Source organism: Roseateles sp. L2-2, assembly GCF_050613215.1.
Classification (GTDB): domain Bacteria; phylum Pseudomonadota; class Gammaproteobacteria; order Burkholderiales; family Burkholderiaceae_C; genus Roseateles; species Roseateles noduli.
Window position 1 is genome coordinate 3,329,100 of sequence record NZ_CP192509.1, and the last position, 13,736, is coordinate 3,342,835.

Annotated in this window: 13 protein-coding genes; 1 reads left to right on the forward strand and 12 read right to left on the reverse strand. The window is 69.4% G+C overall.

From position 1 onward, the window contains the following. Window positions 1–19 precede the first annotated feature (19 nt). The 11 genes from ACQZ13_RS14940 to ACQZ13_RS14990 form a co-directional block, all read right to left on the reverse strand. Complete coding sequence (locus ACQZ13_RS14940; RefSeq protein WP_431045676.1) at window positions 20–937, reverse strand: AraC family transcriptional regulator; 918 nt, start codon at window positions 935–937, stop codon at window positions 20–22. A 9-nt stretch (window positions 938–946) separates the two neighbouring features. Next, a complete protein-coding gene (gene yqhD / locus ACQZ13_RS14945; protein WP_431045678.1) occupies window positions 947–2,110 on the reverse strand; it encodes an alcohol dehydrogenase in 1,164 nt (387 codons plus the stop codon). A gap of 166 nt (window positions 2,111–2,276) precedes the next feature. Further along, window positions 2,277–3,977: a hypothetical protein gene (locus ACQZ13_RS14950; protein WP_431045680.1), complete on the reverse strand. Its 1,701-nt coding sequence runs from the start codon at window positions 3,975–3,977 to the stop codon at window positions 2,277–2,279. Between the two features lie 156 nt (window positions 3,978–4,133). Next, complete coding sequence (locus ACQZ13_RS14955) at window positions 4,134–4,364, reverse strand: DUF2789 domain-containing protein (RefSeq protein WP_431045682.1); 231 nt, start codon at window positions 4,362–4,364, stop codon at window positions 4,134–4,136. Between the two features lie 75 nt (window positions 4,365–4,439). Further along, on the reverse strand, window positions 4,440–5,321 hold the full coding sequence (locus tag ACQZ13_RS14960; RefSeq protein ID WP_431045684.1) for an ABC transporter substrate-binding protein: 882 nt from the start codon (window positions 5,319–5,321) through the stop codon (window positions 4,440–4,442). A gap of 17 nt (window positions 5,322–5,338) precedes the next feature. After that, the gene (locus tag ACQZ13_RS14965) at window positions 5,339–6,319 is read right to left on the reverse strand and encodes a zinc-binding dehydrogenase (protein ID WP_431045686.1); all 981 of its coding nucleotides are present in this window, start codon (window positions 6,317–6,319) and stop codon (window positions 5,339–5,341) included. Window positions 6,320–6,332: 13 nt separating this feature from the next. After that, window positions 6,333–7,703: an MmgE/PrpD family protein gene (locus ACQZ13_RS14970; protein ID WP_431045688.1), complete on the reverse strand. Its 1,371-nt coding sequence runs from the start codon at window positions 7,701–7,703 to the stop codon at window positions 6,333–6,335. A gap of 51 nt (window positions 7,704–7,754) precedes the next feature. Next, window positions 7,755–8,729 carry a Bug family tripartite tricarboxylate transporter substrate binding protein gene (locus ACQZ13_RS14975; protein WP_431045690.1) on the reverse strand — a complete coding sequence of 325 codons (975 nt, stop codon included), beginning with the start codon at window positions 8,727–8,729 and terminating at the stop codon, window positions 7,755–7,757. 88 nt (window positions 8,730–8,817) lie between these two features. Then, window positions 8,818–9,558, reverse strand: a complete 741-nt coding sequence (locus ACQZ13_RS14980) for a GntR family transcriptional regulator (protein WP_431045692.1) — start codon at window positions 9,556–9,558, stop codon at window positions 8,818–8,820. 140 nt (window positions 9,559–9,698) lie between these two features. Next, window positions 9,699–9,881 (reverse strand): DUF3606 domain-containing protein, encoded by a 183-nt coding sequence (locus ACQZ13_RS14985; protein WP_088404346.1) that lies wholly within the window; start codon window positions 9,879–9,881, stop codon window positions 9,699–9,701. Between the two features lie 24 nt (window positions 9,882–9,905). Further along, a complete protein-coding gene (locus tag ACQZ13_RS14990; protein WP_431045695.1) occupies window positions 9,906–12,068 on the reverse strand; it encodes a diguanylate cyclase domain-containing protein in 2,163 nt (720 codons plus the stop codon). Window positions 12,069–12,255: 187 nt separating this feature from the next. On the opposite strand from ACQZ13_RS14990, the gene ACQZ13_RS14995 reads away from it, so the two are divergent. After that, a complete protein-coding gene (locus ACQZ13_RS14995; RefSeq protein ID WP_431045697.1) occupies window positions 12,256–12,768 on the forward strand; it encodes a hypothetical protein in 513 nt (170 codons plus the stop codon). A 6-nt stretch (window positions 12,769–12,774) separates the two neighbouring features. Here the strand turns inward: ACQZ13_RS14995 and ACQZ13_RS15000 are convergent, their stop codons facing one another. Further along, window positions 12,775–13,734: a Gfo/Idh/MocA family oxidoreductase gene (locus ACQZ13_RS15000; protein WP_431045699.1), complete on the reverse strand. Its 960-nt coding sequence runs from the start codon at window positions 13,732–13,734 to the stop codon at window positions 12,775–12,777. Window positions 13,735–13,736: the final 2 nt, after the last annotated feature.

Genomic DNA, 13,736 nt, shown 5'->3' on the forward strand with positions numbered 1-13,736 from the left:
TTTGCCTTGAGCGCGCCTGCTACGACACCGACGGACTGAAGGCCCGCAACCTCGCCACCTCGTCCACCGGCGTGGCGCCGAAGTAGCGCTTGAACTCCCGGCTGAACTGCGACGGGCTCTCATAACCCACGCGGGTCGCGGCGACGCCGGCCTTCACGCCTTCGTTGAGCATGATCAGCCGCGCCTTGTGCAGCTTGTAGCTCTTCACGTACTGCAGCGGCGAGGTGTTGGTCACCGCCTTGAAGTTGTGATGGAAGGCCGACACGCTCATGTTCACCAGCCCCGCCAGCTGCTCGACGCTGAGCGGCTTGGCGAAGTTGGATTCGATGTGCTGCAGCGCCTTGGTCACCTGCGCGAAGTGCGTGTGCCGGTTGGCCAGCGCCTGCAGCGCCGCGCCGCTGTCGCCGCACAGCACGTGGTAGATGATCTCCTTGAGGATGAGCTTGCCCAGCACCTTCGCGTCGCGCGGGCGGTGCATCGCGTCGAACAGCCGCTCGATCGCGCAGAGCACGTCCTCGGTGAAGGCCGCGCTGTTGACGCCGGCGGCGTCCAGGCTCGCGGGGCGATCGAGGGGTTCATCCTCCAGTTCGATCAGCAGCTCCTGCAGCACGGCGGTGTCGATGTCGATGGACACGCCGACGAAGGGCTCCGCCTTGCTCGCGATCGTCTGGCACTCGAAGGGCAGGGGGACCGTCAGCAGCAGATAGTTCTCCGCGTCGTAGCGGAAGGTCTTCTCGCCGACGTGCCCCACCTTCGCGCCCTGCGCGACGATGACGATCGAGGGCTCGTACAGCACCGGCGTGCGCGGATGCGCCGTCTCCGAATACAGGATGCGCACACCGTCCACCGGCGACGGCGTCGAGAACGAGCCCGACTTGTAGCGCGTCGCGGTGTCGATGATCCGTCGCCGGATGCTGTCGTTGAGGGTGGTGGCCATCGAGGCAGGTCAACGCGCGGCTTCGAGGATGCGCCGGCTGTCCTCGAGACGGACGTCCTGGTGCTCGCCCAGCGCCTTGCCGCCGTGTTCCTCCAGCTTGGCGATCATCGCCGGGATGGTGCTGCCGTCCAGGCCGTAGGCCGACAGCCGCGTGCCGACGCCCAGCTGTTCGAAGAAGGCGCGCGTCGCCGCGATGGCGCCATCGATGCGCTGCTCCTCGCTGCCGTCACGCAGACCCCAGACGCGGTCGGCGTACTGCAGCAGCTTGGCGCGCTTCTGCTCCTTCTTGTACTCGAGCACCGAGGGCAGCACGACCGCCAGCGTCTGCGCGTGGTCCAGGCCGTGCATCGCCGTCAGCTCGTGGCCGATCATGTGCGTTGCCCAATCCTGCGGAACGCCGGCGCCGATCAGGCCGTTGAGGGCCTGCGTCGCGCTCCACATCACATTGGCGCGGACGTCGTAGTTCTCCGGCTCGGCCAGCGCGCGCGGACCTTCCTCGATCAGCGTCAGCAGGATGCCTTCGGAGAAGCGGTCCTGGATGCGCCCTTCGGCCGGGTAGGTCAGGTACTGCTCGACCGTGTGGACGAAGGCGTCGACGACGCCGTTGGCCACCTGGCGCGCGGGCAGGCTGTAGGTGGTGACCGGATCCAGGACCGCGAACACCGGATACGTGTACGCCGAGAAGAACGGCAGCTTGTCGCCGGTGGCCTTGCGGCTGACGACGGCGCCGTTGTTGGACTCCGAGCCGGTGGCCGGCAGCGTTAGCACGACGCCCATCTTCACGGCGCTCTTGACCTTGGAGCCGCGGGTCAGGAGGATCTCCCACGGGTCCTTGGCGGCGTCGTACTGCGCGGCCGCGGCGATGAACTTCGTGCCGTCCGCGACCGAGCCGCCGCCGACCGCCAGCAGGAAGTCGACGTTCTCGGCCTTGACGACCTCGACGGCCTTCATCAGCGTCTCGAAGGTGGGGTTGGGCTCGATGCCGCCGAACTCGAAGACGGTGCGGCCGGTCAGCGCTTCGCGGACCTGGTCGAGCACGCCGTTCTTCTTGATGCTGCCGCCGCCGTAGGTGATCAGGATGCGGGCGTCCGCGGGGATCTCGCCGGCGATCCCGGCGATCTGGCCCTTCCCGAAGAGGATCTTGGTGGGCGTGTTGAGGCTGAAGTTGTTCATGGCTGTCGGCTCCGCAAGGGGTGAACGGGGATTCGTGTCGATGGAGCGGATTGTTCGCCCCGGACCGGATCCGGGCAACGCACGAAGCTGCCGGAGTTTTGCCCAATCCTGCCGCCGTGACGATGAATGGGCAAGCGATCGGGTGGCGACCGCACGGGGCGCAGGCTCAGTCCTTCTTGGCCTGTGCATAGAACGTCGACATCGCGGTGGCGTATTCCCCCGAGTTCGCGAAGCGTGTCGTCTTGACGCGTCCCCATACATAGCCGATCTGCCACTGGGCGAAGGCGCGCTTTTTCTTGTTGAAATCGTCTTTCTTGGCTGCCTTGGCGCCGACGTCGAAGTCCTTGAGCTCCGCATGGGCCGCCGCGCCCGAGACCGGCCTTGCCGTCGTCAGGTTGACGGTACCGGCATACGCGTATCCGTCCATCATGAGGGTCGCGCTGTCCTTGCCCTTCTGCGACACGGCGTCAGGGGCGACCTCCGTGCCGGCCAGCGTGGCGTCGAACGCCGTCCAGTAGGCCGAATAGGCGGTCCCTGCCGTCTGGAAGGAATCGCTGCCCGCGATCGCCGTCCGGGTGCCGGGTCCGGAACCGGAGCCGTTGCCGCTGGCATAGCCTCCGTCGCCGTGGTGTTCGATCTCGACGACCCATTCAGGCCGGAGCCGCTCCAGGAAGAGCTCCCGATTCTTCGTCACGCTGGCGCCGTACTTGTAGTTCTTGCCGGTGTGGCCGACGTCGTTCGACACGCCCTGGACCTTGGCCGCGGCCAGGTCGGTGTCCAGCATGCCGCCGTGGCTGTAGTGATTGATCAGCCGGATGTCCGGGGGAACGAGGGCCAGGTCGACCTTGAGCCGGAAGCCGCCGGCCTCGCGGAAGTTCTTGCCTTCATTGCCGATGGTGCCGCCCACCTTCTCCGTGGACGTGAGGCTGACGCCTCGCTGCTCTGAGCTGCTGCCCATGAACTGGTGGGCGACGGCGATCTGCTCGGTGGTGAGTTTGGGGGCCGGCTCCGTCTGGATCTTCTGCGCTTTCGGCGTGGCGATCGAGGCGTCGGGAGCTTCCATCCCCGCCGCCGCGAGCGCCTGCTGGAACCTCCCGGTGATGGTGCCCGTCTTGAAGAAGTCCATCATCTGGTAGAAGTTCTTCTCGACGTAGGCATAGCGCCGGGTGAGCGTCCCCGAGCCCGAGCTGTCCTGAACGTACTCCTTCGGAGCGCCGCCGCTGGACGTCGACGCTTCCCGACCTTCCTTCACGAAGAGTCCGCGTGCCGTCTCCTTGTCGCCGTCCTTCTTCGCCTTCGGGTGGAAGGCGTCGGCGCCGACCTTCAACGTGGCGATCTCCAGGGCCGCCACCATGGTGTCGGTCTTGTAGCTGATCGACATGGCGTCGTCCGCGCAGAGGATGCCCGGCTTCCCCTTGAGCTCGGCGCGGAACAGGGCCTCCTCGTCGGCGATCCCCTCGAGATGGGCCGCATAGTCGCCGGCCTTGGCCCCGCCCTTCAGGCCGGAGGCATCCAGGCTCGCCGTCATCCACCCCGTCTTGAGCCCCTTGCGCGCGGTACGGGCGGCTTCCCACGCCTGCGTCACCAGCTCCCTGCCGGTGACGCGCTCGGCCTCGTCGCCCGGGGCGAACGCGAAGCCGATCTTGGGTCCGCCGGCCCCTTTGGCCTGCACGACGCCGAAGGTCGATGCGATGGCACGGCGCTGGGCCAGCATGCGCGGAGAGCCCGCGATGGCGGCCTGCAGTCCGGCGACGGAGTCGCGGGAAGGCCTCGCCGCCGCTTGGCTGCCGACTTTCTGGCCGGGCTCGGCGGCGGATTCCCGTTGCACCGCCGGGCGGCGGGCGTGGTGTTTGGTCGAGTCGTTCATGCGCGCAGCCCCCGGAGCCGGAGGAACAGGTCGTCAGAACTCAACCATAGGCAGCGTCACCGGCCCCGCGCATCGGCGGAAGTCGGAGATCGCCTGGGCGATTTTCCCGAGGAGGGCAGGCAGGTGCGGCGAGGTGCGCCGAGGTGCGCCGTGCGATCAGTGCAGCGCCACGTTCAACTGGTCGACGACCTCCGCCCAGTCCGCGTCCTGCAGCAGCAGCTCCTTGAGCAGGCGCTTCTGGGGCTCGGTCCAGAACGGGGCCTCGGTGATCTTCACGTCGCCGGGCAGCGGGCGGTGCACGGAGATGAACTCCCGGACGTCGGCTTCGGAGGAGGGCAGGCCGAGTTGGTCGAACAGATCGTGGAACTGGTGGGTGGGCGATTCCATGGGGTCTCCTTCAAGATGCGGTCGCGCTTGAGATTAACGCCAGGAGGATAGCGACGGTGTAGGACAGGCTTCCATTCAAGGGGAGGGACGGGCCGAGCGCAGCGGCGCCACGAGCGCGCCTTCGATCCGATGCCGACGAAGCGCTTCGGCCACGAAGCCCGAGGCCTTCATCTCCTCGACGAAGGCGCTGAGCCAGCGCTGCGCCGCGACGCGCCCCTTGGGCACGCCCATCGCCTGCTCGATCACCATGAAGCGGCCCGGCAGCAGGCGCACGCCGCCGACGCGACGCGCATCGGCCTCCAGCTGCTGACGCACGCCCGCGGCCACCTCGAGCGTGTCGGCGATGAACATGTCGGTCACCGCCGGCGACGTCGGCGCGCGCACCAGCGTGGCGGACTTGATCTCGCGGGTCAGGTACAGGTCGTAGGCGCTGCCGCGGCCGACGACGATCCGCGTGCCGGTACGGTCCACGTCCTCGTTGCGTTGCAGCGGCGAATCGTTGCGGACCAGGTAGGCGCCTTCGATGATCACGTAGGGCGCGGTGTAGTCGGTATCGGCGCCGCGCAACGGGTCGATGGCGACGAAGGCCAGATCGACCTGCTTCTCCTTGATCGCCTCGACGACCTTGCCCGCCGCGTTGAACGCGATCAGCTCGATGCCGACGTTCAGGCGCCGCGCCGCCTCGCGGGCGAGGTCCACGGAGACGCCGCGCAACTCGCCGTCCGCGCCGCGGCTGGCCAGGATGGGATTGCCGAGGTTGATCGCGGCGCGCAGCTTGCCGGTGCCACTCAGCTCGGCAGCCGCGGCCCGGGCCGCCGCAGAGCCTGCGGCGCCCGCCGAACCGATGTCCGATCCACCGCCGGCGCCGTCCATCGACGTCGACGTCGACGACGCGCAAGCGCTCAGCAGCAGCGACGCGGCACCCACCGCACAGAGTTCTCGACGTTGGACGTTCATGGCCCTCTCCTTGGTGATCAGTCCGCGCTGCCCGCCAGCACGATCTTGCCCAGATGCTCGGCCTGCTCCATCGAGGCCTTGGCCTGCGCCAGTTCCTCGAAGGGGAAGACGCGATCCACGACGGGTCGCAGGCGGCCGTCGGCGAACAGGGGCAACCAGTCGGCCCGGAAGCCGGGCACCGGTTCCGCGCGCTGCTGCGGCGTGCGGAGCTTGTTCGAGACGCCGAACAGATGCAGTCGCCGCGCATGCAGCGCTTCGAGGTCGAGCTCGGCCGTGAGGACGCCGTCCACGTAGCCGACCATCGCCAGGCGTCCCTGGAAGCCCAGCGACCGCACGCATTCGGCGAAGACGCTGCCACCGACGGTGTCGATGGCCAGGTCCGCGCCGCGGCCTTCGGTGGCTTCGCGCACCGCCGCGGCGAAGTCGGGCTTGCGGGTTTCGAGGCCGAGATCCAATCCCAGCGTCATCAGCCGCGTCAGCTTGGCGGCGCTGCCCGAGGTGGCGATCACCCGCGCGCCCATCGCCTTGGCCGCCGACAGTGCGGTCACGCCGACGCCGGAGCTGCCGCCCGCCACCAGCAGCGTCTCGCCCGCCTTCAGGCGGCCCTGGACCACCAGCATGTCGTAGACGACCAGAAAGGTCAGCGGGATCGCGCCGGCTTCGGTCCAGTCGAGCGCCGGCGGCACGTGCAGCGCCTCCGCTTCGCTGATCAGCGCGAAATCGGCGAAGCCGCCGGTGCAGCGGCCCATGGCGCGATCACCGATCTTCCAGCCCTGCACGCCGGCGCCGACTTCGACCACGTCGCCGGCCGCCTCCGCGCCCAGCGGCTTGGGGCCGCCGCCTTGCGGGCCGTGACCGGCCAGGAGTTCACCGCGGTTCAGCCCGGCCGCGCGGACGCGGACCAGCAGTTGACCGGGACCGGGGGCAGGGCGGGGCAGGTCGTCGCGGAACAGCAGCTCCGCATGACCGGCCCGATGCTGGAGCGTGTAGCCGCGCATCGTGGGATTCCTCTCAGGGACGCGCCAGCGCGGTCAGTTCGCGCACGTCGGCCAGGCCGCCGAGCTGCCAGCAGGCCGCGATCAGCGCGTCGCTGCGCGCGGCGCCGATGACGACGTCCGACTGCGAGTGGAATTTCGCCTCGAGCGCCGCGTCGCTCATGGGCTTGTGCAGCGAGCCGATCGCGTGTTCCACGAACACGTGCACGCGGCGGCCGTCCCGCAGCACGGCGGTCATGTCGACCGAGGCCTCGTCGATGCTGTCGTCCACCGTCGCCACGACCTTGCGGCGCAGCGCGACGACGTCCTCGCGGTTGACGATCGCGTCGTCGTACTCCGGCTCGCCGGCGCGGCCGAAGATCAGCCCGGCCGACACGCCGTGATAGACGCTGAACTTGCCCTGCAGGCCGTCCGCGGGCTCCTTCTTGCCGGTGAGCTCCAGCACCAGCGAGTGCACCTTGAGCTCGATGCGCTCGACGTCCTCGGGCCTCACGCCCTGCTCGCGCAGCTGCACGGCGGCGTCGATGCTCGGATGGATCACGATGCCGCAGGCGAAGGGCTTGTAGGTGTTGAAGGAGATCTCGAAGCGCTCGCCGAGTTCGTCGGTGGCCTCGTTCCAGGCGTACTTCGTCGACACCACCTGCGCGAAGCCGCGCGGCGCCTCCAACGCGCGCGGGCTGGCCGTGTAGCCGTGTTTCGCGAGCAGCGCCGACAGCAGCCCGGCGCGCGCCGCGCCGCCCGGGTGGAAGGGCTTGGTCATGGTCCCGAACTGCTCGCGCAGGCCCACGGGCTGCGAAGCGGCGATGCCCAGCGCCATCTGGGTCTTGTGCTCGTCCAGGCCGAGCAGCCGCGCGCAGGCCGCCGCGGCACCCAGCGTGCCGGTGGAGCCGGTGATGTGCCAGCCGCGGTCGTAGTGCTCCGGATAGACCAGGTTGCCCATGCGGCAGGACACGTCGATGCCCAGCACCATCGCGTCGATCAGCTGCCGGCCGGACAAGCCGAGGTGCTCGGCCAGCGCGAGCGCGGCGGAGGCCACCGGACCCGCCGGATGGATGATGGTCTTCAGGTGGGTGTCGTCGAAGTCGAAGGTGTGCGAGCTGATGCCGTTGAGCAGCGCGGCGCCGGCCATGTCGACCTTCTCGGCGCGGCCGAGGACGCTGGCCTGCGCGGACGGTTCCAGCATCCGCACGGCGGACAGCGCCGCGTGCATCGCCTCGTGACCGGCGGCGCCGACGGCGCAGCCGGCCCAGTTCATGAAGGTGCGATGGGCCTCGTGGTCCACCGCGTCGCTCCAGCCGCGCGACGGATGCGTGGCCACGTAGCGGGCGAGGATCTGGGTGATGGGCGGGGCGTTGTGGTCGGCGGCGACCTGGGTGTTGCGTGCCATGAGGTGCTCTCGTTCTCAGTCGTGTCGGGGAGGGGCTGTCCGGTCGGCGGCTCAGTCGTCGACCTGGATCTTGCGGTCGCGCGCCAGCGCGGTCCAACGGGCCACTTCGGCCTGGATGTGGTGGCCGAACTGCTCGGGGCTCATGGCCGTCGGATCGACGGCCTCACCGGCCAGCTTCTCGCGCATGTCCGGTGCCTTGAGGATGGTGTTCAGCGTGGTGTTGAGCTGCTTGACGACGGCCGGGGGGATGCCGGCCGGACCGACGACGCCGTACCACTGCATCGCGTCGAAGCCCTTGAAGCCGGACTCGATCAGCGTGGGCACGTCCTTGAGCGTCGGGTTGCGCGCGGTGCCGGTGACCGCCAGCGGCTTGACGCGGCCGGAGCGGATGTGCGGCAGCGCCGCGGCCAGGCCGGGGAACATCGCGTGGGTCTGTCCGCCCATCAGGTCGGTGAAGGCCGGCGCGATGCCGCGGTAGGGCACGTGCAGCATGAAGACGCCGGACTGCTGCTTGAACAGCTCCATCACCAGCTGCGTCAGCGAGCCCACGCCCGAGGAGCCGTAGCTCAGCTTGCCGGGGTTCTTGCGGCAGTACTCGATGAAGCCCTTGAGGTCGTTGACCGGCACCGAGGTGTTGACCACCAGCACGTTGGGCGTGCCGCCGATCATGCCGATGGGGCTGAAATCCTTGACCGCGTCGTAGGGCAGCTTGCGCGTGGCCGGACTGGTGCCGTGCGTGGCCACGTAGCCCTGCATCAGCGTGTAGCCGTCCGCGGGCGCCTTGGCGGTGGCCTGCGTGGCGATCACGCCGCCGCCCCCGCCCATGTTGTCGACCACGAAGGTCTGGTTGAGCGCGTGGCCCCAGCGCTCGCAGACCGCGCGGCCGATGAAGTCGCTGCCGCCGCCCGCCGCGACGGGCACGATGTAGCGGATCGGCTTGCTGGGGAAGGTGTCCGCCGCCCAGGAGCGTCGTGCGGCGAGCAGCAACGCGGGAGCGGCGATCAGCACGGATCGTCGGTTCGTCATGGATTTGTCTCCGGATGAAGCGGGGCTCTTGTGATGGCCCTCGTTCTTGCTTGGGTGGGATGTGCGCCGGCGCGCGCCCGGTCGCGGCCTAGCTCATGCCGTCGCCGGAGTGATCGATCGGGCGGTCGCCGTCGGTCTTGCCTTCCGTCACCCGCAGGCGATCGTGTGCCGCGTTGACGTGGTGCTCCTGCAGACGCTGGCACAGCGCGGCGTCGCCGTCGTCGAGGGCGGCGACGATCTGGTCGTGCTCCTCGATCGACACCTTCATGCCGACGTCGCGCGACAGGTTGCGCAGCCGCGAGAGATGCAGCTGCTGCACGATGCCCTGGTAGGTGCGCGTCAGCGGCTCGTTGTCGGTGGCCTCGACGATGGCCCAGTGGAAGGCCAGGTTGGCGGCGTAGTACGCCTGGACGTCGCGACGGCGGGCGTTGGCCCTCATCTCGCGGCCGAGGGTCTCCAGGCGCTTCACGAGCGCGTCGCGCCGGGGACGGTCGAGCGTGGCGGCGCGACGGCCGGCGTGGCCGTCGAGCAGGCTGCGCAGCTCATAGAGGTTGGCGACTTCCTTGGGTTGGAGCACGCGGACGAAGACGCCGGCGTGCTTGCGGGCGGCGACCAGGCCGGTGCTTTCCAGCTCGCGCAGCGCCTCGCGCACGGGGACGCGGGAGACGCGCAGGCGCGCCGCGACATCGGGTTCGTTGATGCGCTGCCCGGGCGGCAGGTCGCCGCGCAGGATCGCGTTCAGGACCTCGTCGCGGACGAGCTTGGCCAGCGACGTGTCCCGCACGTCGGCGAGCAGGTCGGGGGAGGTGGCGTTGATCCAGGGGAGCATTCGTCTATCGTATACGATTAGACGAAACAGGCAAGGCGGCGATCGGGCGCCCGGCTGTCACGGTGCGAATGGCGGCGCAGCGCATCAGCGCATCAGCGCATCAGCGCATCAGCGCCTTAGCGCCTTAGCGCCTTAGCGCCTCAGCGATGGGCCTGCAGCCACTCCTCGACGGTCTTGGCGCTGGTGCCGACCGCGTCGACCGCATGCCGCAGCAACTCCGGCGAGACCCCGAAGCGTTCGCCCCAATACCGCAGTTCATAGTCGTCCTGCACGTTCACGCGATGGCGTTCGCTGTTGTGCGGACTGGAGGTTTCCTCGGACATGACGATCTCCCGGCTCGGCCAAGCTCAGCGCGGCTGGCGCGACGGCGGCACGCGGCTGCTGTCCTCGCCGTCGAGCGTGGCCCCCGGATCTTCCTCCCCGGCGACCGATTCGTCGAACGAGTGATCCGGCACCGCCGGCGGGCCGGGGTCCTGCGGGCGCGGTGCCGACGGCTTGGCGGCGTCCTTCGCCTTGTCCTTGGACCACTCGGTCCCCGGCTCCGGAGCGGAACCCGAGGGCGTGTCGATCGCGTCCACGGGCGTGGGCGCGTCAGGGCCGACGGAGGTCGACGGCGAATTCGGTGCGTTCATGGTATTCCCCGGCAGGCTGCTGGCCGACACGAAGCGGCGCTTGCCTGCGCGCTTGGCCGTCGTCATCGCCGTTTCGGCGAGCCGCATCAACGACTCCGCCTGGCGGCCGTGATGAGGGGCAAACGCGATGCCGATGCTGGCGGTGACCGTCGCCTGGTCGCCGTCGGGCAGCCGGATGGGCTCGGCCACCGAGGCCAGCATGCGGCGCAGCGCCGGCTCGGCCTCGTGCTCGGCGCGCAGCGCGGTGAGCAGGATGGCGAACTCGTCGCCGCCCATGCGCGCCACCAGGTCGTGCCCGCGCACGCCGGCCAGCAGCCGCTGCGCGACCACCCGCAGCACCACGTCGCCGGCCTCGTGGCCGAACTGGTCGTTCAGGTCCTTGAAGCCGTCCAGGTCCACCCAGCACACCGCCACCAACCCGACGCGCTCGCCCAGCAGCGTCATCGCGCCGGCCAGCCGTTCGGTGAAGCGGACCCGGTTGGGCAGGCCCGTCAGCGCGTCGTGCACCGCCAGATGCTGCGCGGTGGCTTCGCTTTCCTTGAGCGCGGAGATGTCGATCATCATCCACAGCGATTCGCGCTCCGCCACCGCCGCGCCGCTCAGGTCGATCCACACCGGCGTGCCGTCCTTGCGCCGCATCCGCAGTTGCCGGCGGTAGCGGCGCCCCGCGGCGATCGCCGGATAGGCGGCGTCGCCGACCTCGCGGAAGCTCTCGTCGTCCAGGTACAGCGGCCGCGTCGTCTGGCCGTGCAGCTCCCCGGGCGCGTAACCGAACAGCGAGGCCAGCGCGCGGTTCTTCCAGACCACCGTGCGGTCGCGCAGCCGCATCATGCCGACCATGTCGTTGTCCAGCATCAGCGCCTGCTCCAGCGCGAGCTGCTGCAGGCCGATCGCCGCGCGGCGGTCGCGCCGCTGCTGCAGGAAGACCAGCACCGAGCAGCCCAGGACCGTCAGGATGACCACCCCGGCCAGCGCCGCCTGCTGCACGACCTCGCCGCGCCAGGCGGCCAGGAACTCCGCGGTGCTGGCGCCGGTGAAGATGGTCAGCGGATAGCCGCGCACCTCGCGGTAGCAGGTGATGCGCTCGATGTTGTCGAGCTTGGTCCGCGTCATGTACCAGCCCTGATGCGGATTGGCGGCGATCTTGCGCATCAGGTCCTCGGACACGATCACGTCGCCGATGCCGCGTATCGAATGCGGCTCCGTGGCCGAATAGCGCGCGATCAGGCGCTGGCTGCGGGTGCGCAGCGAGATCGCGCCCTCCGCGCCTATGGTCAGGCCCTTGAAGCTCTCGATGAAGTGCTCGGTCGACAGCGTCGTGTAGACCACGCCGGCGAAGCTGCCGTCCTCGCGCTCCAGCCGGCGGGAGACGGCGATGCCCCACTTGTGGAGCACGCGGCCGAACAGCGGCTCGGAGATGACGACCGCGTCGTCGCGGGCGTCCCGGGCGCGCTGGAAGTAGTCGCGGTCGCCGACGTTGAGCGCGCCTTCCTCGCCGGCCAGTCCGTAGACCACCTGCCCGCGCGCGTCGGTGATGCGGATCGCGTCGACCTGCGGCAGCAGGCTGCGCTGGTCGGCCAGGGCGCGCTCGATCGCGCGACGGACCTGGTCCGGGTCGCCGCCCGTGCGCCGGACCTGCAGCGCCAGCGTGGACAGCGCGTTGTCGACCTGCTTGAGTTCGGCGCCGATCTCGATGCTGAGGCTGGCGGCCAGGTTCTCGGTGGTCTCGCGGGCGCGGGTGAGGTCGGACTCGCGCCCGGCCTGCAAGGCCAGCCAGGTGGCCGCCACGATCGCCGCGGCGATGACGAAGTTGCCCGCCGCGAGCCACAGGGCCAGTCGCGTCAGTGAGCGGGGGGCGTAGAGGGGCGGTCGGTCCATCGGGGGCAGGCAGGCGAAGCGGTCATCCTAACCGCGTCGGAGGTGGTCGAGCGCCCGATCGCGCGAGGCCCACCAAGGCAGTCGCGGCGGAGGCCATCCGGCAGCCGCGCCACGCCGACGCGGGGGACTTCCCGCGCCGTCCCTGTCTCTTGAAAACCGGTCCGACCGGTGATTGAAAGGAATCGAGATGACTGTCATTGCTCAAACTGAAGCGCCCCGCTCCGTGGCTTCCGGATCCGGGAGCTCGACGACCCCGACGACCGACGAGCGCGACACCGCGGACTGGTCGACTTGGCTGCTGAGCGGGCTCCAGCAAGGATGGAGCCAGATGACGGGTCTGCTGTGGCCTGCCGCCAGCAGCGAGCCCAGGGTCTTCGATCTTGGGGAGTTGGCCCCGGATTCGGAGGTGCGCTCGCGCAACTTCGGAGGCGAAATCCTTCTGGAAGTGGTGTCCCGAGACAATCAGCTCCTCGACAGACGTTCTGTAGAACGCGACAGCGTCGACCTCGTTCGCGTCAACTTCGGTTGCAGCGAAACCCGCTTTGATCTCCCCAGTGACCAGTTTGATGAAGGCCACCTCACCTATGTGAATGCCGCCAATGATGCGATGGGTTGCGGGGTTCTCGCGTTGGGTTATCCCGTCCCGCCGGAATCGCTCTTCTTCCCCCAGCGCCCGCCGCAATCGCAAGCGGTGGTCTGAGGCGCCTCAACCGCCGCGCAGCTGCTTCTCCAGTCCCGCCAGCACCCGGTAGCAGGGCAGCACCTGCGCCACGCTGGCGACCGGCTCGCGGCGTTCGCGGATCGCCGCGACGAATTCGCGATCCTGCAGCTCGATGCCGTTCATCGAGACTGCGACGCGGCTGACGTCGACGGTCTCGTCCCGTCCGGTGACGAGGTCGTCGTAACGCGCGAGGTAGGTGCCGGTGTCGCCGATGTAGCGGAAGAAGGTGCCCAGCGGCCCCTCGTTGTTGAAGGACAGCGACAGCGTGCAGATCGCCCCGTTGGCGGCCTGCAGCTGGAGGCTCATGTCCATCGCGATGCCCAGCGTCGGATGGATGGGCCCCTGCAGCGCGTGCGCGCGCACGACCGGGCTGCCGCACTGCCAGGCGAAGAGGTCCACCGTGTGCGCGGCGTGGTGCCACAGCAGGTGGTCGGTCCAGCTGCGCGCCTGGCCCAGCGCATTCGTGTTGGTGCGGCGGAAGAAGTAGGTCTGGACATCCATCTGCTGGATGTTGAAGTCGCCCGCCTCGATGCGGCGGCGGATCCATTGGTGACTCGGGTTGAAGCGGCGCGTGTGGCCGCACATCGCCACCAGCCCGGTCTCGCGCTGGCGGCGCACGACCGCCTCGCCCTCGGCGAGCACGTCGCACAGCGGGATCTCCACCTGCACGTGCTTGCCGGCGTCCAGGCAGGCCAGCGCCTGCGATGCGTGCAGCTGCGTCGGCGTGCACAGGATCACGGCGTCGACGTCGTCGCGGGCGAGCGCCTCGTCGAGGTCGGTCGTCGCGTGGCCGATGCCGTACTTCGCGGCCGTCTCGCGCGTCTTGTCGAGGTCGCGGCTGATCAGCGAGACCACCTCCACGCCGTGGATCTGCTTCAGCGCGTCGAGGTGCTTCTGGCCGAAGGCGCCGGCGCCGGCCAATGCGATGCGGATCGGTGCTGTCATGG